11 protein-coding genes are annotated in these 15,149 nt (G+C 64.1%); 7 read left to right on the top strand and 4 right to left on the bottom strand.

Features of this window, described 5'->3' with window-relative positions; genetic code table 11:
• The first annotated feature begins 65 nt into the window (after window positions 1–65).
• The 5 genes from JS536_RS03565 to JS536_RS03545 all read left to right on the top strand — a co-directional run bounded on the left by JS536_RS03565 (window position 66) and on the right by JS536_RS03545 (window position 5,861).
• Entirely contained in the window at window positions 66–1,016 is a 951-nt protein-coding gene (locus JS536_RS03565) for an L-lactate dehydrogenase (protein WP_109056060.1), read from the top strand.
• A 44-nt stretch (window positions 1,017–1,060) separates the two neighbouring features.
• A complete protein-coding gene (locus JS536_RS03560) occupies window positions 1,061–1,888 on the top strand; it encodes an HAD family hydrolase (protein ID WP_214355867.1) in 828 nt (275 codons plus the stop codon).
• 5 nt (window positions 1,889–1,893) lie between these two features.
• Window positions 1,894–2,958 (top strand): ADP-ribosylglycohydrolase family protein, encoded by a 1,065-nt coding sequence (locus JS536_RS03555; protein WP_214304913.1) that lies wholly within the window; start codon window positions 1,894–1,896, stop codon window positions 2,956–2,958.
• Complete coding sequence (locus tag JS536_RS03550; RefSeq protein ID WP_214355790.1) at window positions 2,955–4,043, top strand: PfkB family carbohydrate kinase; 1,089 nt, start codon at window positions 2,955–2,957, stop codon at window positions 4,041–4,043. The genes JS536_RS03555 and JS536_RS03550 overlap by 4 nt, the downstream gene beginning before the upstream one ends.
• A gap of 213 nt (window positions 4,044–4,256) precedes the next feature.
• Window positions 4,257–5,861: an aminotransferase class I/II-fold pyridoxal phosphate-dependent enzyme gene (locus JS536_RS03545; RefSeq protein ID WP_214355866.1), complete on the top strand. Its 1,605-nt coding sequence runs from the start codon at window positions 4,257–4,259 to the stop codon at window positions 5,859–5,861.
• Between the two features lie 280 nt (window positions 5,862–6,141).
• Here JS536_RS03545 and JS536_RS03540 read toward each other — a convergent pair whose 3' ends face one another.
• Complete coding sequence (locus JS536_RS03540) at window positions 6,142–7,257, bottom strand: 5-methyltetrahydropteroyltriglutamate--homocysteine S-methyltransferase (RefSeq protein ID WP_214355865.1); 1,116 nt, start codon at window positions 7,255–7,257, stop codon at window positions 6,142–6,144.
• 487 nt (window positions 7,258–7,744) lie between these two features.
• On the opposite strand from JS536_RS03540, the gene JS536_RS03535 reads away from it, so the two are divergent.
• Window positions 7,745–8,500, top strand: a complete 756-nt coding sequence (locus JS536_RS03535) for a carboxymuconolactone decarboxylase family protein (protein WP_214355789.1) — start codon at window positions 7,745–7,747, stop codon at window positions 8,498–8,500.
• 163 nt (window positions 8,501–8,663) lie between these two features.
• Here JS536_RS03535 and brnQ read toward each other — a convergent pair whose 3' ends face one another.
• Window positions 8,664–10,022, bottom strand: coding sequence for a branched-chain amino acid transport system II carrier protein (brnQ, locus tag JS536_RS03530; protein WP_214355788.1), 1,359 nt, complete (start codon window positions 10,020–10,022; stop codon window positions 8,664–8,666).
• A 261-nt stretch (window positions 10,023–10,283) separates the two neighbouring features.
• On the opposite strand from brnQ, the gene JS536_RS03525 reads away from it, so the two are divergent.
• Complete coding sequence (locus JS536_RS03525) at window positions 10,284–11,447, top strand: pyridoxal phosphate-dependent aminotransferase (protein ID WP_214355787.1); 1,164 nt, start codon at window positions 10,284–10,286, stop codon at window positions 11,445–11,447.
• Between the two features lie 120 nt (window positions 11,448–11,567).
• Here the strand turns inward: JS536_RS03525 and tal are convergent, their stop codons facing one another.
• Both tal and tkt read right to left on the bottom strand, forming a co-directional pair.
• Window positions 11,568–12,671 (bottom strand): transaldolase, encoded by a 1,104-nt coding sequence (gene tal / locus JS536_RS03520; protein ID WP_214304907.1) that lies wholly within the window; start codon window positions 12,669–12,671, stop codon window positions 11,568–11,570.
• Window positions 12,672–12,754: 83 nt separating this feature from the next.
• The gene (gene tkt / locus JS536_RS03515; protein WP_214304906.1) at window positions 12,755–14,857 is read right to left on the bottom strand and encodes a transketolase; all 2,103 of its coding nucleotides are present in this window, start codon (window positions 14,855–14,857) and stop codon (window positions 12,755–12,757) included.
• Window positions 14,858–15,149 lie beyond the last annotated feature (292 nt).

Genomic DNA, 15,149 nt, shown 5'->3' with positions numbered 1-15,149 from the left:
CGCCGAGTGCGGAGATGCCAAGGTAATCCGCCGAAAAACCGAGTAAGTAAGGAGACAACAGACCCATGGTCACCATGAACCGCAACAAAGTCGTCATCGTCGGCACCGGCCAGGTGGGCGCCACCGCCGCGTTCGGCATCGTCACGCACGGCCTGTGCAACGAACTGGTGCTCATCGACCACTTCGCGGCCAAGGCGCTGGGGGAGGCCCACGACCTCGACGACGGCAGCGAATTCCAGGACCGCCACGTCAAGGTGCGCGCCGGCGACTACGCCGACTGCAAGGACGCGGACATCGTGGTCATCACCGTGGGCCGCAAGCCGCCGGCCAACTCCACGCGCCTCGCCGAACTCGGCTTCACGGTCGGACTCGTGGGCGAAGTGGTGGACAACGTCATGGCCTCCGGCTTCGACGGCGTGATCGTCATGGTCTCCAACCCGGTGGACGTGATGGCCTGGTACGCCTGGAAACGCTCCGGACTGCCCCGCACGCAGGTGCTCGGCACCGGCACCGCGCTCGACACCTCCCGCCTCAAGACCATCATCGGCGAGGAGACCGGCCTCGACCCGCGCAACGTGGGCGGCTTCGTGATGGGAGAGCACGGCGACTCCCAGTTCACCGCATGGTCCACCGTCTCCCTCGGCGGCAAGCCGTTCGCCCGCTTCCTCGCGGACAACCAGGACCGTTTCGCATCCGTCTCCACCGCCGAGATCGAGGAGAAGACCCGCATGCGCGGCAACGAGATCGTGGCGGCCAAGGGCGGCACGAACTTCGGCATCGCCTCCACCGTGGCCGGCATCGTGCAGACCATCCTGTGGGACGAACGCCGCATCGTGCCCGTCTCCACGCTGCTTGACGGCGAATACGGCGAACACGACGTGTTCCTGGGAGTGCCCACCGAACTGCGCGCCAACGGCGCCAACGAAATCGTCGAACTCGAACTCAACGCCGAGGAACAGGCCAAGCTCCACCATTCCGCCGAGCTGGTCCGCTCCTATTGCGAGGGACTGCTGTGACGGGCGGCAATACCGGCGCAGGCGCCATCGGCTTCGGCGACGCCATGCGTCCTCGACTGCTGGTGGCCGATCTCGACGGCACCCTGCTGCACGACGCCGAGGTGTTCGAGGATCGTGACATCACCGCGCACAGCATCGAAACCATCGAACGCGCCCACGACGCCGGCTACTGGTTCGCCATCGCCACCGCCCGCCCGGTCAGCACCGGTCTGCGGTTCGCGAAGCAGCTGCCGGTCGACGCCGTGATCTACCTCAACGGCGCGCTCATCGACTTCGATCCCGCGGCCAACTCCGATTTCGACCTGCTCACCTCCGCCGATCTGCCGGCGGACGGCAGCCTCGTCAAAATCGGCTTCCCGTCGTCCCGCGCCTGCGAGGTCTGCCTGATGCTGCTGGAGCACATGCCGGACCTGAAGCTCGGCATCGTGATGAACGACGTGCGGTACACCAACTTCGACGTCAGCGTGTACTGGAAGACCCAGACCTTCCGTTACACCGACTTCCACGACGTGCCCGACGGCGTGGCGGACAAGATCACCATCTTCCCTGAGGCCGACCAATGGGACGCGCTGCGCCCGCTGATTCCCGAGGACTTCGAGATCTCGATCAGCGAAGGCGTCATGTGGATGCTCATGAATCCCGAAGCCAACAAGGAGCATGCGCTGCGCCTGCTGTGCGAACGCATGGGCATAGCTCCGGAGGAGACCGTGGCCTTCGGCGACGACCTCATCGACATCGCCATGATGCAGGCGGCCGGCCGTGGCGTGGCCGTGGCCAACGCCAACCCGCAGGTGCTCGCCATCGCCGATGAGATCTGCCCGTCCAACAACGAGGACGGCGTGGCCCAATGGATTGAGGCCCAACTACAGTAGGAGGCATGGTGAACAGTTCCATGCACGATCATGCCGTGGGCGCCCTGCTCGGGCTCGCCATCGGCGACGCACTGGGCATGCCCACGCAAAGCATGTCACCCGCACAGATCCGGGGCGCATACGGCGCCAAGCCGGTAGGCGCGTTCGTGGACGCATGTCCGAACCAGCCCATCGCCCCGGACATGCGCGCCGGCTCGGTCACCGACGACACCGAACAGGCGTTGCTGCTGGCCGAGCAGCTCATCGACGGCGACGGCGAGCTCGACATCCGCCAATACGCCTACGCGCTGCTCAATTGGGAGGACGACATGCGGGCCAAAGGCTCGCTCGACCTGCTCGGCCCCTCCACCAAACGCGCGCTCGAACAGTTCAAAGCCGGCGTGGACGTGGAACGGACCGGCATCCTCGGCACCACCAACGGCGGGGCCATGCGCGCCTGCCCCATCGGCATCGCCAACCGGCCCGACCCGCATCTGGCCGAAATCGCCCGTCGCTCCACCATCGTGACGCACAACACCGAACAGGGCCTCGAATCCACGATGCTCGTGGCCGCCGCCGTCAGCTACGGCATCGAAGGCTCCGAACCGGTGGAGGCCATGCTCATGGCCTGCAATTACGTGACCGCCTATCTGGCCATGCGCCGGTTCGAAGGACATGGCGTGGGCCATTGGTCGCCCAAGGCCTCCGTACTGGCACGTACCCGCTGGGCCATCAACTGGGCCCGCGCCCACACCGGCGACGCCTCACCCGACCTCTACGACCATGACATGTTCGCAGAACAGCTGCGCGCCATCATCGGCACCAGCGTTGAGGCCAACGAATCCGTGCCGGCCGCGTTCGCCATCGCCACCCGATACGCCGGCCGCCCCTACGACGCGCTCGTCGTGGCCGCCAACCTCGGCGGAGACACCGACACCATCGCCGCCATGACCGGCGCCATCCTCGGCGCGGTCCATGGAGCGGACGCCTTCCCGGAAGCGATGGCCCGCACGGTCCAGGAAGTCAACGCGCTGGACCTCTCATCCACGGCCGACCGGTTGCTGGCGCTGTCCGACAGGAGGAACGCATGAGCGTTGGGGACGCGGAACCGCGGCCGTATGAAACGTTGTCGGGGGAATCAGGGGAGAGCGGCTCGCAAAATGGCGCTGCACGTGCCGCCGGCCGGGTGATCAGCCTGGGCCAGATGCTCGTGGATCTGACCATGCGCATCGACCGAGTGCCCGAACCGGGCGGCGACGCCTTCGCGGACGAGGCCGTGGCCCGCGTGGGTTCCAGCTTCAACATCCTGCACGCCGTGCGGCAGATGGGGGTCGCGGCCGCACATGGCGGCATCATCGGCACCGGCCCGTGGACCACGCAGATTCGTGCCGCCCTGTCCGGCGACGGCATCGAACACATCGGTCTGACCGATCCGGCCCGTGATTCGGGCATCTGCATCGCCATGACCGACGCCCGCGCCGAACGCACGTTCGTGACGGTGCGCGGTGCCGAAACCCAGGGCGACGAACGCTGCTTCGACGGCATCACGCCTGCGGACGACGACATCGTGCACATCAACGGATACACGTTCGCCCACCCCACGTCACGAGGACTGCTGGCTTTCCTCGAACGATACCGTTCGCACCGGTTCACCACGGTGTTCGACCCGTCGTCCGTGGCGGCCGGTGCCGAGGACAGGCTGCTCGGCGCGATCATCGACCACCGGCCGATCTGGTCGTGCAACTACGAGGAATCACTGGCGTTGGCCCGCAGGCTGGGATTGGGCAACGACTTCCATCGGTATGCCGGACGCTCCGGCATCGAGATCGCCGGTGACGGCGACGATATGCCATCGCCGCTGGGCGACGCCGGACTGATGTGCGCCGCGCTGAGCGAACGGCTGCAGGCTCCGGTGATCGTACGATCCGGCGCGGCCGGCGCATGGGTATGCCCCGAAGCGGGGGAGCGTGCCGAACTCGTGCCGTCCACCCATGTGCATGCCGTGGACACCAATGGAGCGGGCGACTGCCATGTGGGCGTGATGAGTGCCGAACTCATCCGCGGCGCGTCCCTGCTGGACGCGGTGCGCGTGGCCAACGTGGCCGCAGCCATTTCCGTGACCCGTCGCGGTCCCGCCACCTGCCCCGAACGCGGCGAAATCGAACCGATGCTGTGACCTTCCCGTCTACCTGGTTCCCTTTGCCGTGGGGAGCCATCGGTCGGCATCGGCCGAGAGACGGCTCCCGGATTGCTGCAGTCTCGCGTTGATCTCGACGGTGTGACCGAGAATGGTCCACCATGCACACGCCGTAATTGAACTGTGTTTGAACCGGGCGTATGCTTTGAACCGTTGTTCAAAAAAGGAAATTGAACTTCGGTTGGAGGCATGATGAGCGTATCGGTGTTCGCGGAACGTCTGCGCAATGCGATGAACAGCAGGGGACTGAAGCAGATCGACTTGGTGCATGCGGCCGAACGCCGTGGCGTCAAAATGGGTAAAAGCCATATCAGCCAGTACGTGTCCGGCAAGACCATGCCGAGGGAGGACGTGCTGTCGTTCCTCGCCGATGAGCTCGACGTGGATGCGAATTGGCTGCGCGGCGAGGAATCCACCCCACAATTGAACCAGGATGCTCCCCGACCAGCGCATGACAACGATGTCACCAGCAATCGTGACAACGATATCATCACCATATCCGGAAGTGAGGCGTTGAAATTGAACCACAATGAACCCGAGGGAACCCATCCCATCGAAAACGAAATCCCCGCCGGCCGCCGCCGCACCTTCGGTAAGTCTCATAAGCTGGACAACGTGCTCTACGACGTGCGCGGACCGGTGGTGGACGAGGCGGCCCGCATGGAGGCGGACGGCACGCACATCCTGAAATTGAACATCGGTAACCCGGCCCCGTTCGGTTTCCGCACGCCGGACGAGGTCGTCTACGACATGGCGCACCAGCTGACCGACACCGAAGGCTATTCGCCGTCCAAGGGCCTGTTCTCCGCACGCAAGGCCATCATGCAGTACGCGCAGCTCAAGAACCTGCCGAACGTCACCATCGACGACATCTACACCGGCAACGGCGTCAGCGAGCTCATCAACCTGTGCATGTCCGCGCTGCTGGATGACGGCGACGAAGTGCTCATCCCCAGCCCCGACTACCCGCTGTGGACCGCCTGCGTGAACCTGGCCGGCGGCACCGCCGTGCACTACGTGTGCGACGAGCAGTCCGAATGGTATCCGGATCTTGACGACATCCGCTCCAAGATCACCGACCGCACGGTGGCCATCGTGCTCATCAACCCGAACAACCCCACCGGCGCGCTCTACCCGAAGGAGGTGCTGCAGGAGATCGTGGAGATCGCGCGCGAGCACCAGCTCATGATCTTCTCCGACGAGATCTACGACCGCCTGGTCATGGACGGTCTCACGCACACATCCATCGCCTCGCTGGCACCCGACCTGTTCTGCGTGACGTTCTCCGGCCTGTCCAAGTCGCACATGATCGCCGGCTACCGCGTGGGCTGGATGGTGCTGTCCGGCAACAAGCGCATCGCCAAGGATTACATAGAAGGCCTCAACATGCTGGCGAACATGCGCATCTGCTCGAACGTGCCCGCGCAGTCGATCGTACAGACCGCGCTCGGCGGCCATCAGAGCGTGAACGACTACATCGTGCCCGGCGGCCGTCTGTACGAGCAGCGCGAATACATTTATAACGCCATCAATTCGATTCCGGGTCTGACCGCCGTCAAGCCGAAGGCCGCGTTCTACATCTTCCCGAAGATCGACGTGAAGAAGTTCAATATCCGCGACGACGAGCAGTTCGCCCTTGACCTGCTCCACGACGAGCGCATCCTCATCACCCGCGGCGGCGGCTTCAACTGGGGAGAGCCGGACCACTTCCGCATCGTCTACCTGCCTCGTATCGAGGTGCTCAAGGATGCCACCGCCAAGATCGCGAACTTCTTCAGCTATTACTGGCAGGCGTGATTCCGTGTGAGCCTGTGATAAGACGGTCGGTCTTTTTTCTGGCTCCCCTCTTTGAGGGGAGCTGTCGTCGGAGACGACTGAGGGGAGCCCTTGAAGTATATCCGTTGACTCCCCTCAGTCCGCTTCGCGGCCAGCTCCCCTCAGCGAGGGGAGCCAGAAGTGGGCTATCCATTTAACGGCTCGATCCGGCAATTACGGACCCGCTTTCAGCGGGGCTCAATATTACCTCGCAGCTGTCGCTGCTCGGCCTCGCCTACGGACAGTCCACCGGACTGTCCGCTTAACGGCTCGGCCACACCTCTTCCGCGATGGAACGCACCAGGGCGATTTTGGCCCATTGCTGGGATTCGGTCAGGTGGTTGCCTTCCTCGGTGGAGGCGAAGCCGCACTGCGTGGACAGGCACAGGCGCTCGAGAGGCACGTACTGCGCGGCCTCGGCGATACGCGCCTTGATGGCCTCGGGATCCTCAAGCTCCGGCTTCTTCGAGGTGATGAGGCCCAGCACCACCTTCTTGTCTCCGGACACCTTGGCCAGCGGCTCGAAATCGCCGGAACGATCGTCGTCGAACTCCAGATAGTAGGCGGCCACGTTCTCCTCACCGAAGAGCACGTCCGCCACCTGGCCGTATCCGCCGGCGGAGAACCACTGCGACTGGTAGTTGCCGCGACAGATATGCGTGGTGACCACCATATCCTCCGGTACGGCGGCGATCACCGCGTTGTTCACGGCGGCGTACTGGCGCTGCACGGTCTTGGCGTCCACGCCGAACACGGTGTCCTTGAAGTCGGCGGACACGAACGCGCCCCACGTGCAGTCGTCGAACTGCAGTGTGCGGCAACCGGCCTCGTACAGATCGTGCGCCACCTGGATGTAAGCCTCGGCGATGGCCTGGGCCAGCGCATCGTTGTCCTTGTACGGGTTCACGGCCTCCTCGGCGATGCCCTGCTGAAGCACGAACAGCGTCTGGGCGGGGGAGGGCACGGTCTGCTTGGCGATGGTGTTCTCATCCTCCAAGGCCTTGACGAAGCGGTAATGCTCCACGAACGGGTGGTTCTCGCCGCTGATCTCGCCGTCCACGCCGGCAGCCTCGACCACGGCGGTGCCGTCCGAACCCTTGAACTGGATGGGAGCGGTGCCACGGCGGACGCCCTGCAGGCCCCACATGAAATCGAGATGCCAGTAGGCACGGCGGAACTCGCCGTCCGTAATCACATGCAGACCGGCGGCCTTCTGCTTGGCCACCAGTTCGGTGATGGCCTTGTCCTCGACGGCCTTGAGCTCGGCCGCGTCGATGCGGCCCGCCTCGAAGTCGGCGCGTGCGGCCTTGAGTTCGGCCGGGCGCAGATAGCTGCCCACCACATCCGCGCGGAACGGGGCGTTATGCTGATAGGTCATGTGACTTGCTCCTTTGTCTGTGCGCGACATGCCGTGGCACACGATGGTGGTGCGTGATGCGGCATTGCCGGCGATTGCGGTACCGACGTCGGCCGCGAACGCGCAATCCTTGCGCGATGCGAACAGACGCATACGTTGGGTACCTTAGCAGCGCGCCGGGCATGCCGCCCGTAGCCGTCTCACGGAATGTGAGGCAGGGGTTCGCCTGTTGAACACCGAGCGTCTGCGGCATGATGTGAGTCATGCCTGACGCTTATGTCTGGCGCTGCGATTCAGGTATTTGACCGGAATCGGACGGATTCATACGCTGAAAAGCGATTAATGACTGGGTTAAGCCAGCATTGGCATGGACCACCCTCGGTCGGCCTCAACGACAACTCCCCGGACAAGGGGAGTCGGGGACAATGCCATGCCAATCCCGGCTGAACAGCCTACGACCTAACGCAGTGAAGCCAACCATGGGGCTGCCTTGAATGGGAGGAACGCAATGTCCGACAATCATAATGACGAATCGTTGTTTGCAGGCACCACCCTCGGGGCCAGCGACCCCGAATTCGCCGAGTTCTTCGGGAACTTCGTCGATGACGAGGTGCGGCACGAACCGGGCGCGAACCATCCGGACCTCGACGGGCCGACACGATGGATGGCGGTTCTCGCCGCATTGCTGGGTTGCCAAGGCCATGAAACGTTCGCACTGGTGACGCCCAAGGCGTTGGAGGCCGGTCTGACGCCGGTCCAGCTCAAGGAGATCGTCTATCAGGCCACCGCCTACCTCGGTTTCGGCCGTGTGTTGCCGTTCCTCGGCATCGTCAATCGCGTCCTTGCCAATCGCGGCGTGCGTCTGCCGTTGGACGGACAGTCCACCACCACGCCGGAGACTCGTGCCGCCGCCGGCGAGCAGTCGCAGATCGACATCTTCGGCGAGCATATGCGCGGATTCGCGCAATCCGGCCCGGAGGAGACCCGCCATATCAACAAATGGCTGGCCGACAACTGCTTCGGCGACTACTACACGCGCGGCGGTCTCGACACCCGCCAGCGGGAGATGATCACGTTGTGCTTCCTCGCCGCGCAAGGCGGTTGCGAACCGCAGCTGACCGCCCATGCCGCAGCCAACCTGCGTGTGGGCAACGGGAAGGCGTTCCTCATCGCCGTCGTCTCCCAGTGCATGCCCTACCTCGGCTATCCGCGCACGCTCAACGCCATCCGCTGCATCAACGAGGCCGCCGCCAACGCCGCGTGAAATCTAAGGTACTGATATAGAATTGGCTCCCCTCGCTGAGGGGAGCTGTCGAACAAAGTGAGACTGAGGGGAGTTTCCGGATGGACCGGTGCTCCCCTCAGTCAGCTTCGCTGACAGCTCCCCTCAGAGAGGGGAGCCAGACTCATAACTGGAAACCCACGAGCTAGCGTCGCGCACGCACCAGCGAATCGACGACGCCGATCACCATACCGATGGCCGCGGGCGTCAGCCATCCAAGCTCCTTGTTCTGCAGTGGCAACAGATTCAGCGCGGACTCCAGCCAGGGCAGCGAGCCGCCGAACACGGCGACCAGCGAGGCCACGCACCCGGCGAACGCCACAACACCGACCAGCAGCACCGTCCAGAAATACACGCGCGGGAATCGCGCGGCGAACACATGATGGGTCAGAGCAAGCAACACCAGCACGATCGCCATCGGATACAGCGCCGAAAGCACCGGCACGGATACCTTGATGATGAGGCTCAATCCGGCGTTCGACACCACGAAACTGAATACGGTGAACGCCACCTGCCAAGCCCGGTAGCTCACCTCACGACCCGCCACAGTGGGGAACTTGGTATGGAAATACGTGGCGCACGTGCAGATCAGACCCGTGCATACGTTGAGGCAGGCGATGACGAACACCACGCCCAGAAACGCCGTGCCTTCCGCACCGAACACCGACGACGTGAGATTGGTCAGCACGGTTGCGCCCGTGTCATGCTCCGGATCGATGGCGGCGATCGAGCCGGACACCACGCCCACATAGCTCAACGCGCCATAGATGAGAACGAGCAGCACGCCCGTGCCCAGTCCCGCGAACGCGGTCTCGCGCTGCACCTGCGGTTCGTCCTCGACCCGCAGCGCGCGAACGTTCGCGGAAATCACGATGCCGAAGTACAGCGCCGCCAGAAGATCCATGGTCTGGTAGCCGTCCAGGAATCCGCGCGCCATCTGATTCGACCGGTAATTGCCGGCCGGAACGGGCGCCGTGCCGATGCCGTGCACCAGGCAGGCCACGAACAGCACCGCGATAAGCGTCAGCAGCAGCGGTCCCATGAACCGGCCCAGCACCTTGGACAGTTTCTCGGGATGCTGGGCGAACAGGAACGCCAGCGCGAAGAACACCAGCGAATAGACGAGTTGCGCGAGCCATGCGGAACCATCCGGCACGAACGGGGCCACCATCATCTCGAACGAGGTGGTGGCCGTACGCGGGATGGCGAAGCACGGGCCGATCGTCAGGATGATGGCGAGCCCGAGCAACAACGCGAACCCGGGGGAGACGCGCCCGGCGAGCTTGTCGAAGCCGCCGGCGAACGTCACCGCCAGCACGCCCAGGATCGGCAGGCCCACCGCGGAGACGATGAACCCGATGGCGGCAGGAAACGTGGCGGCCCCCGCCTGGGCGCCCACGAACGGCGGGAAGATGAGATTGCCCGCACCGAAGAACATCGAGAAGAACGTGAACGTCATCAGCAGACGTTGGCGTGCGGTCAGTCGTGCTAGCGGATTGGGCATGGTGCGGTCATCCCTTCGAACGTCATATGGAACCAGTCGTGAACGTACCAGTCCGGGCAGGCCGAGGTCAAGGCGTCCCGGCCTCCGCGGCATATCCGCACTCACGTTGTGGTCATTTGCGGTCATTTGCAGCCATCGTGGACGTCGGGTGCCGTCCGAGTCGCCCGTGCAAGCGTGGGCAATCGCGTGTGGCCGAAACACGATGCGGTTAGAATGCGGGACTACTTGCCATCCATCGCAGTGTCGGAAGGGGTTTGGGGGATGCCTGCTATTTCACGTCGTGCGCAGGAGGCGCTGTATCCCAGCGTGCGTGAGATGTTCGAGTTGGCGGCCGGAGTGCCGGATACGATTTCGTTCGCCGTGGGGGAGCCCGGTTTCGATACGCCGAAGCCGATGATCGACGCCGCATATCAGGCGGCGATTCATGGAGACACGCATTACACACCCAATCGTGGCACGGCGGCGCTTCGTGAGGCATGGTGCCGGTATCGCGCGAAGCAGGACGGCACCGACTATGATCCGGCCGGCGAAATCATCGTTACCACCGGCGGCATGGAGGCCGTGTATCTGGCGATGATCGCCACGCTGGACGCCGGAGACGACATCCTCATCCCGGATCCGGGCTATGCGAACTATTTTGGCCAGGCGCAGATGACACAGACGAACGTGGTGCCGGTGCCGTTGTACGAACAGAACGGGTTCCGCATGAAGGCCGCGGACGTCGAGGCGGCGATCACGCCACGGACGCGGGCGCTGCTGTTGAACTCACCGTCGAATCCCACCGGAGCCATCATCGATCCCGATGAGCTGGCCGCCATCGCCGATGTGGCGCGTCGACACGATTTGTGGGTGATCAGCGACGAGGTGTACCGGGCGTTCGTGTACGACGACCATGTGCGATGCTTGTCCATCGCGGCGATGCCGGGCATGAAGGAGCGTACGATCATCATCGATTCGTTCTCCAAGACCTTTGCTATGACCGGCTGGCGTATTGGCTGCGCGTTCGGGCCGAAGCCCGTCATCGACCAGATGACGGTGATGCAGGAGAACGTCGTCTCCTGTGTGCCGGGTGCGTTGCAATGTGGCGCCGTGGCCGCTCTGGAAGGCGCTGCGGACATCCTGTCCACAATGAAGGCGGCCTATCGGGCGAATCGTGACATGGTGGCCCAGGCGGTGGCCGACATGCCGTTGGTGAGCTGCAATGTACCGGATGGCGCGTTCTACATCCTCATCAATGTCACGGCCACCGGCATGAACGATCATGATTTCGCCGTGCGATTGCTGAATGAGGCCCATGTGGTGGTGACTCCCGCATCCGGCTTCGGCTCGCGCGGCCGAGGATATGTGAGGCTCTCCTACGTCGGCACCGCCGAGGACACGGCCGAGGGACTTCGCCGTATGAAGGCCTGGCTGGAAAGGCTGTGATGCTTCGACTTTGATTGCGGGAGAAAGCCGCACACATGCGAAAGGGGTTCCAACCATTACGGTTGGAACCCCTTTCAAGACTTCACTGATATGCCATAAGGCACATCAGCTCAATCAGTCTCAGGCGTTCACGCGATCGATGCCGGACTGCACGTCGGCCAGCACGGAATCCCAGGACTTGATGAAGGCGGCGACACCGTCGGCCTCCAGCTTGTCGGTGACGTCCTTGAGGTTGATGCCCAGCTCAGCCAGCTTGTTGATGATGGCGTGGGACTCCTCGTAGGTGCCCTCGATGGACGGAGCGCCGTTGCCGTGATCGGCCAGAGCGTTCAGGGTCTTCTCCGGCATGGTGTTGACGATGTGCGGGGCAACCAGCTCGTCAACGTACTTGCAATCGGAGTAGGCCGGGTTCTTGGTGCCGGTGGAGGCCCACAGCGGACGCTGGACCTTGGCGCCCTTGGCGGCCAGGTCGGCCCAGCGCGGATCCTCGGCGAACTTCTTCTCGAACAGCTCGTAAGCCAGGCGAGCGTTGGCCACGGCGGCCTTGCCCTCCAGAGCCTTGGCCTCGTCGGAGCCGTTGGCTTCCAGCAGCTTGTCCACGGCGGTGTCCACGCGGGAGACGAAGAAGGAAGCGACGGAGCCGATGTGCTTCAGGTCGTGGCCGTTGGCGGCGGCCTGGGCGATGCCCTCGATGTAGGCGTCGATGACCTGCTCGTAGCGCTCGAGCGAGAAGATCAGGGTGACGTTGACGGAGATGCCCTTGGCCAGGGTGGCGGTGATGGCCGGCAGGCCCTCGAGGGTCGCCGGGATCTTGATCATGGCGTTCGGACGGTTGACCTTCTCCCAGAGCTCGACGGCCTGCTTCTCGGTGGCCTCGGTCTCGTGGGCCAGACGCGGGTCGACCTCGATGGAGACACGGCCGTCGACGAAGTCGGTGGCCTCGGCGATCTCGCGGAAGATGTCGGTGGCGTTGCGCACGTCGGTGGTGGTGAGCTCACGCACGGCGGTCTCGACGTCGACCTTGCCGAGCTCCTTGAGCTGCTCGTCGTACGGGCCGACCTGGCTCAGGGCCTTCTGGAAGATGGACGGGTTGGTGGTGACGCCGACCACGTTCTTGTTGGCGATGAGGTCCTGCAGGGAGCCGGACTCGATGCGGGAGCGGGACAGATCGTCCAGCCAGATGGACACGCCGGAATCGGACGTACGCTGAGTTGCTTCAGTCATATTGTTTTTCTCCTTGTTTAGTGGCTCCCCTCATCGTGGAGGGGAGCCAACAGATTGCTATTGAATTATGAATCGACCAGCGATCAGGCGTTGGCCTCGGCGATGGACGCCTCGGCGGCCTCGACCACGTGCTCGGCGGTGATGCCGAGGTCGATCATGTTCTGAGCGCCGTCACCCTGCAGGCCGAACTGCTCGATGGACACCGGCTTGCCGTAGGTGCCGAGGTACTTGTACCACGGCATGGCCACACCGGCCTCGACGGAGACGCGGGCCTTGACGGAAGCCGGAAGCACGGCCTCCTTGTACTCGGCGTCCTGCTCCTCGAACCACTCCATGGACGGGAAGGAGACCACGCGGGCCTTGACGCCCTTCTCGGCCAGGGTCTTGGCGGCGGCCACGGCCCACTGAACCTCGGAACCGGAGGCCATGATGATGACGTCCGGGGTGCCCTCGGTGTCGACCAGGATGTAGGCGCCCTTCTTGACGCCGTCCTTGGCCTTGGCGGCGGTCTCGGCGAGCACCGGCACGCCCTGACGGGTCAGCACCATGGCGCCCGGCAGCGTGTTCTTCTTCTCGAAGAAGTAACGGTAGGCCTCGGCGGTCTCGAAGGCATCGGCCGGACGGATGACCTCGAGCTGCGGGATGGCGCGGAAGGAGGCCAGGTGCTCGACCGGCTGGTGGGTCGGGCCGTCCTCGCCCACGGCGACGGAGTCGTGGGACCAGATGTACAGGTTCGGGATCTCCATGAGGGCGGCCAGACGGACGGCGGAGCGCTCGTAGTCGGAGAACATGAAGAAGGTGCCGCCGAACGGACGGGTGTGGGAGCCCAGCAGGATGCCGTTGGTGATGCAGCCCATGGTGAACTCGCGCACGCCGAAGTGCAGCTGGCGACCGAACTCGTTGCAGTTCGGCCACTGCTTGGTGGCGCACTCGGCCGGAGCGAAGGTGGCGGCGCCCTTGAGGTCGGTCTTGTTGGAACCACCGAGGTCGGCGGAGCCACCCCACAGTTCCGGCATGACGGCCGCGATGGCGTTGAGGACGGAGCCGGAGGCGCCACGGGTGGCGACCTTCTTGCCCACCTCGAAGGTGGCCTCGAGGTCGTCCAGGGCCTTGTCGAAGCCTTCCGGCAGCTCGCCGGCCTTCAGACGGTCGTACAGGGCGGCCTTGTCCGGGTTGGCCTTGCGCCAGGCGTCGAACTTCTCGTCCCATTCCTTGTGGGCCTCCAGGCCGCGCTCGGCGACCTTGCGGGCGTGGGCGAGGGCCTCCTCGTCGACGTGGAAGGACTCGGCCGGATCGTAGCCGAGGGCTTCCTTGAGGCCGGCGACGGCCTCGGCGCCCAGCTTGGAGCCGTGGGAGGACGGGTCGTTGGTCTTGCCCGGGGTCGGCCATGCGATCAGGGAGTGGACCTTGATGAGCTTCGGCTGGTCCGGAGCTTCCTTCTCGGCCTTGGCGATGACCTCGGCCAGGCCCTCGATGTCCTCCTTGTAGGAGCCGTCGGGCTGGATGAAGCTGAACTCGTCGGTGTACCAGCCGTAGGCCTGGAAGCGCTTGAGCACGTCCTCGGCCAGCACCAGGTTGGTGTCGCCCTCGATCTGGATGCGGTTGGCGTCGAAGATCACGGTCAGGTTGCCGAGCTTCTGGTTGGCGGCCAGGGAAGCGGCCTCACCGGAGATGCCCTCCTCGATGTCGCCTTCACCGCAGATGGCCCAGATCTTGTGGTAGAACGGGGACTCCTCCTTCGGGGTCTCCGGGTCGAGCAGGCCGCGCTGGAAACGCTCGCCGTAGGCGAAGCCGATGGCGGAGGCGAAGCCCTGGCCCAGCGGGCCGGTGGTCATCTCGATGCCCGGGGTCAGGCCGTACTCCGGGTGGCCCGGGGTACGGGTGTCGGCGCCGCCGCGGAAGTGCTTGAGGTCGTCCAGGGTCAGGCCGTAGCCGGAGAAGTACAGCTGAACGTACTGGGTGAGGGATGCGTGACCGCCCGAAAGGATGAAGCGATCGCGGCCTTCCCAGTTGGGATCGTTCGGATCATGCTTGATGAAGTGCTGGTACAGGGTGTAGGCGACGGGCGCCAGGGAGATGGGGGAACCGGGGTGGCCGGAACCGGCATTCTCAACCGCGTCGGCCGACAGGACCTTGGCCATCTTGATGGCGCGCTCGTCCAGTTCGGTCTCCTTGAATTCGGTCATGGATTACTTTCCTTCCAATTGGTCGGGCCGCGTATCCGGCTTGTGCCGAGCGCAAGACGCCCTCACATTGCGTATTCCATGCTAGCGTCGGTTTGCGACGTAGTGATGCAATTTTGGCGTGTTTTGGTAACTTGTGTTCTGTTAGCGTTCACAATTAACGTTTCTTCGCTACGAATGAACGGATTAGCACTCGAAACAGGGGAGTGCTAATACAATAAGTTACGGCGTGTCTTGCCCGCATGACGTAGTCGCGCGTCCGAAATCGGCGTTTTCCGCCCGTTCGGCCGTGTAC

It is taken from the genome of Bifidobacterium sp. SO4, assembly GCF_018555355.1.
Taxonomy (GTDB): Bacteria; Actinomycetota; Actinomycetes; order Actinomycetales; family Bifidobacteriaceae; genus Bifidobacterium; species Bifidobacterium miconisargentati.
This window is presented reverse-complemented; position numbering and strand designations above follow the sequence as displayed.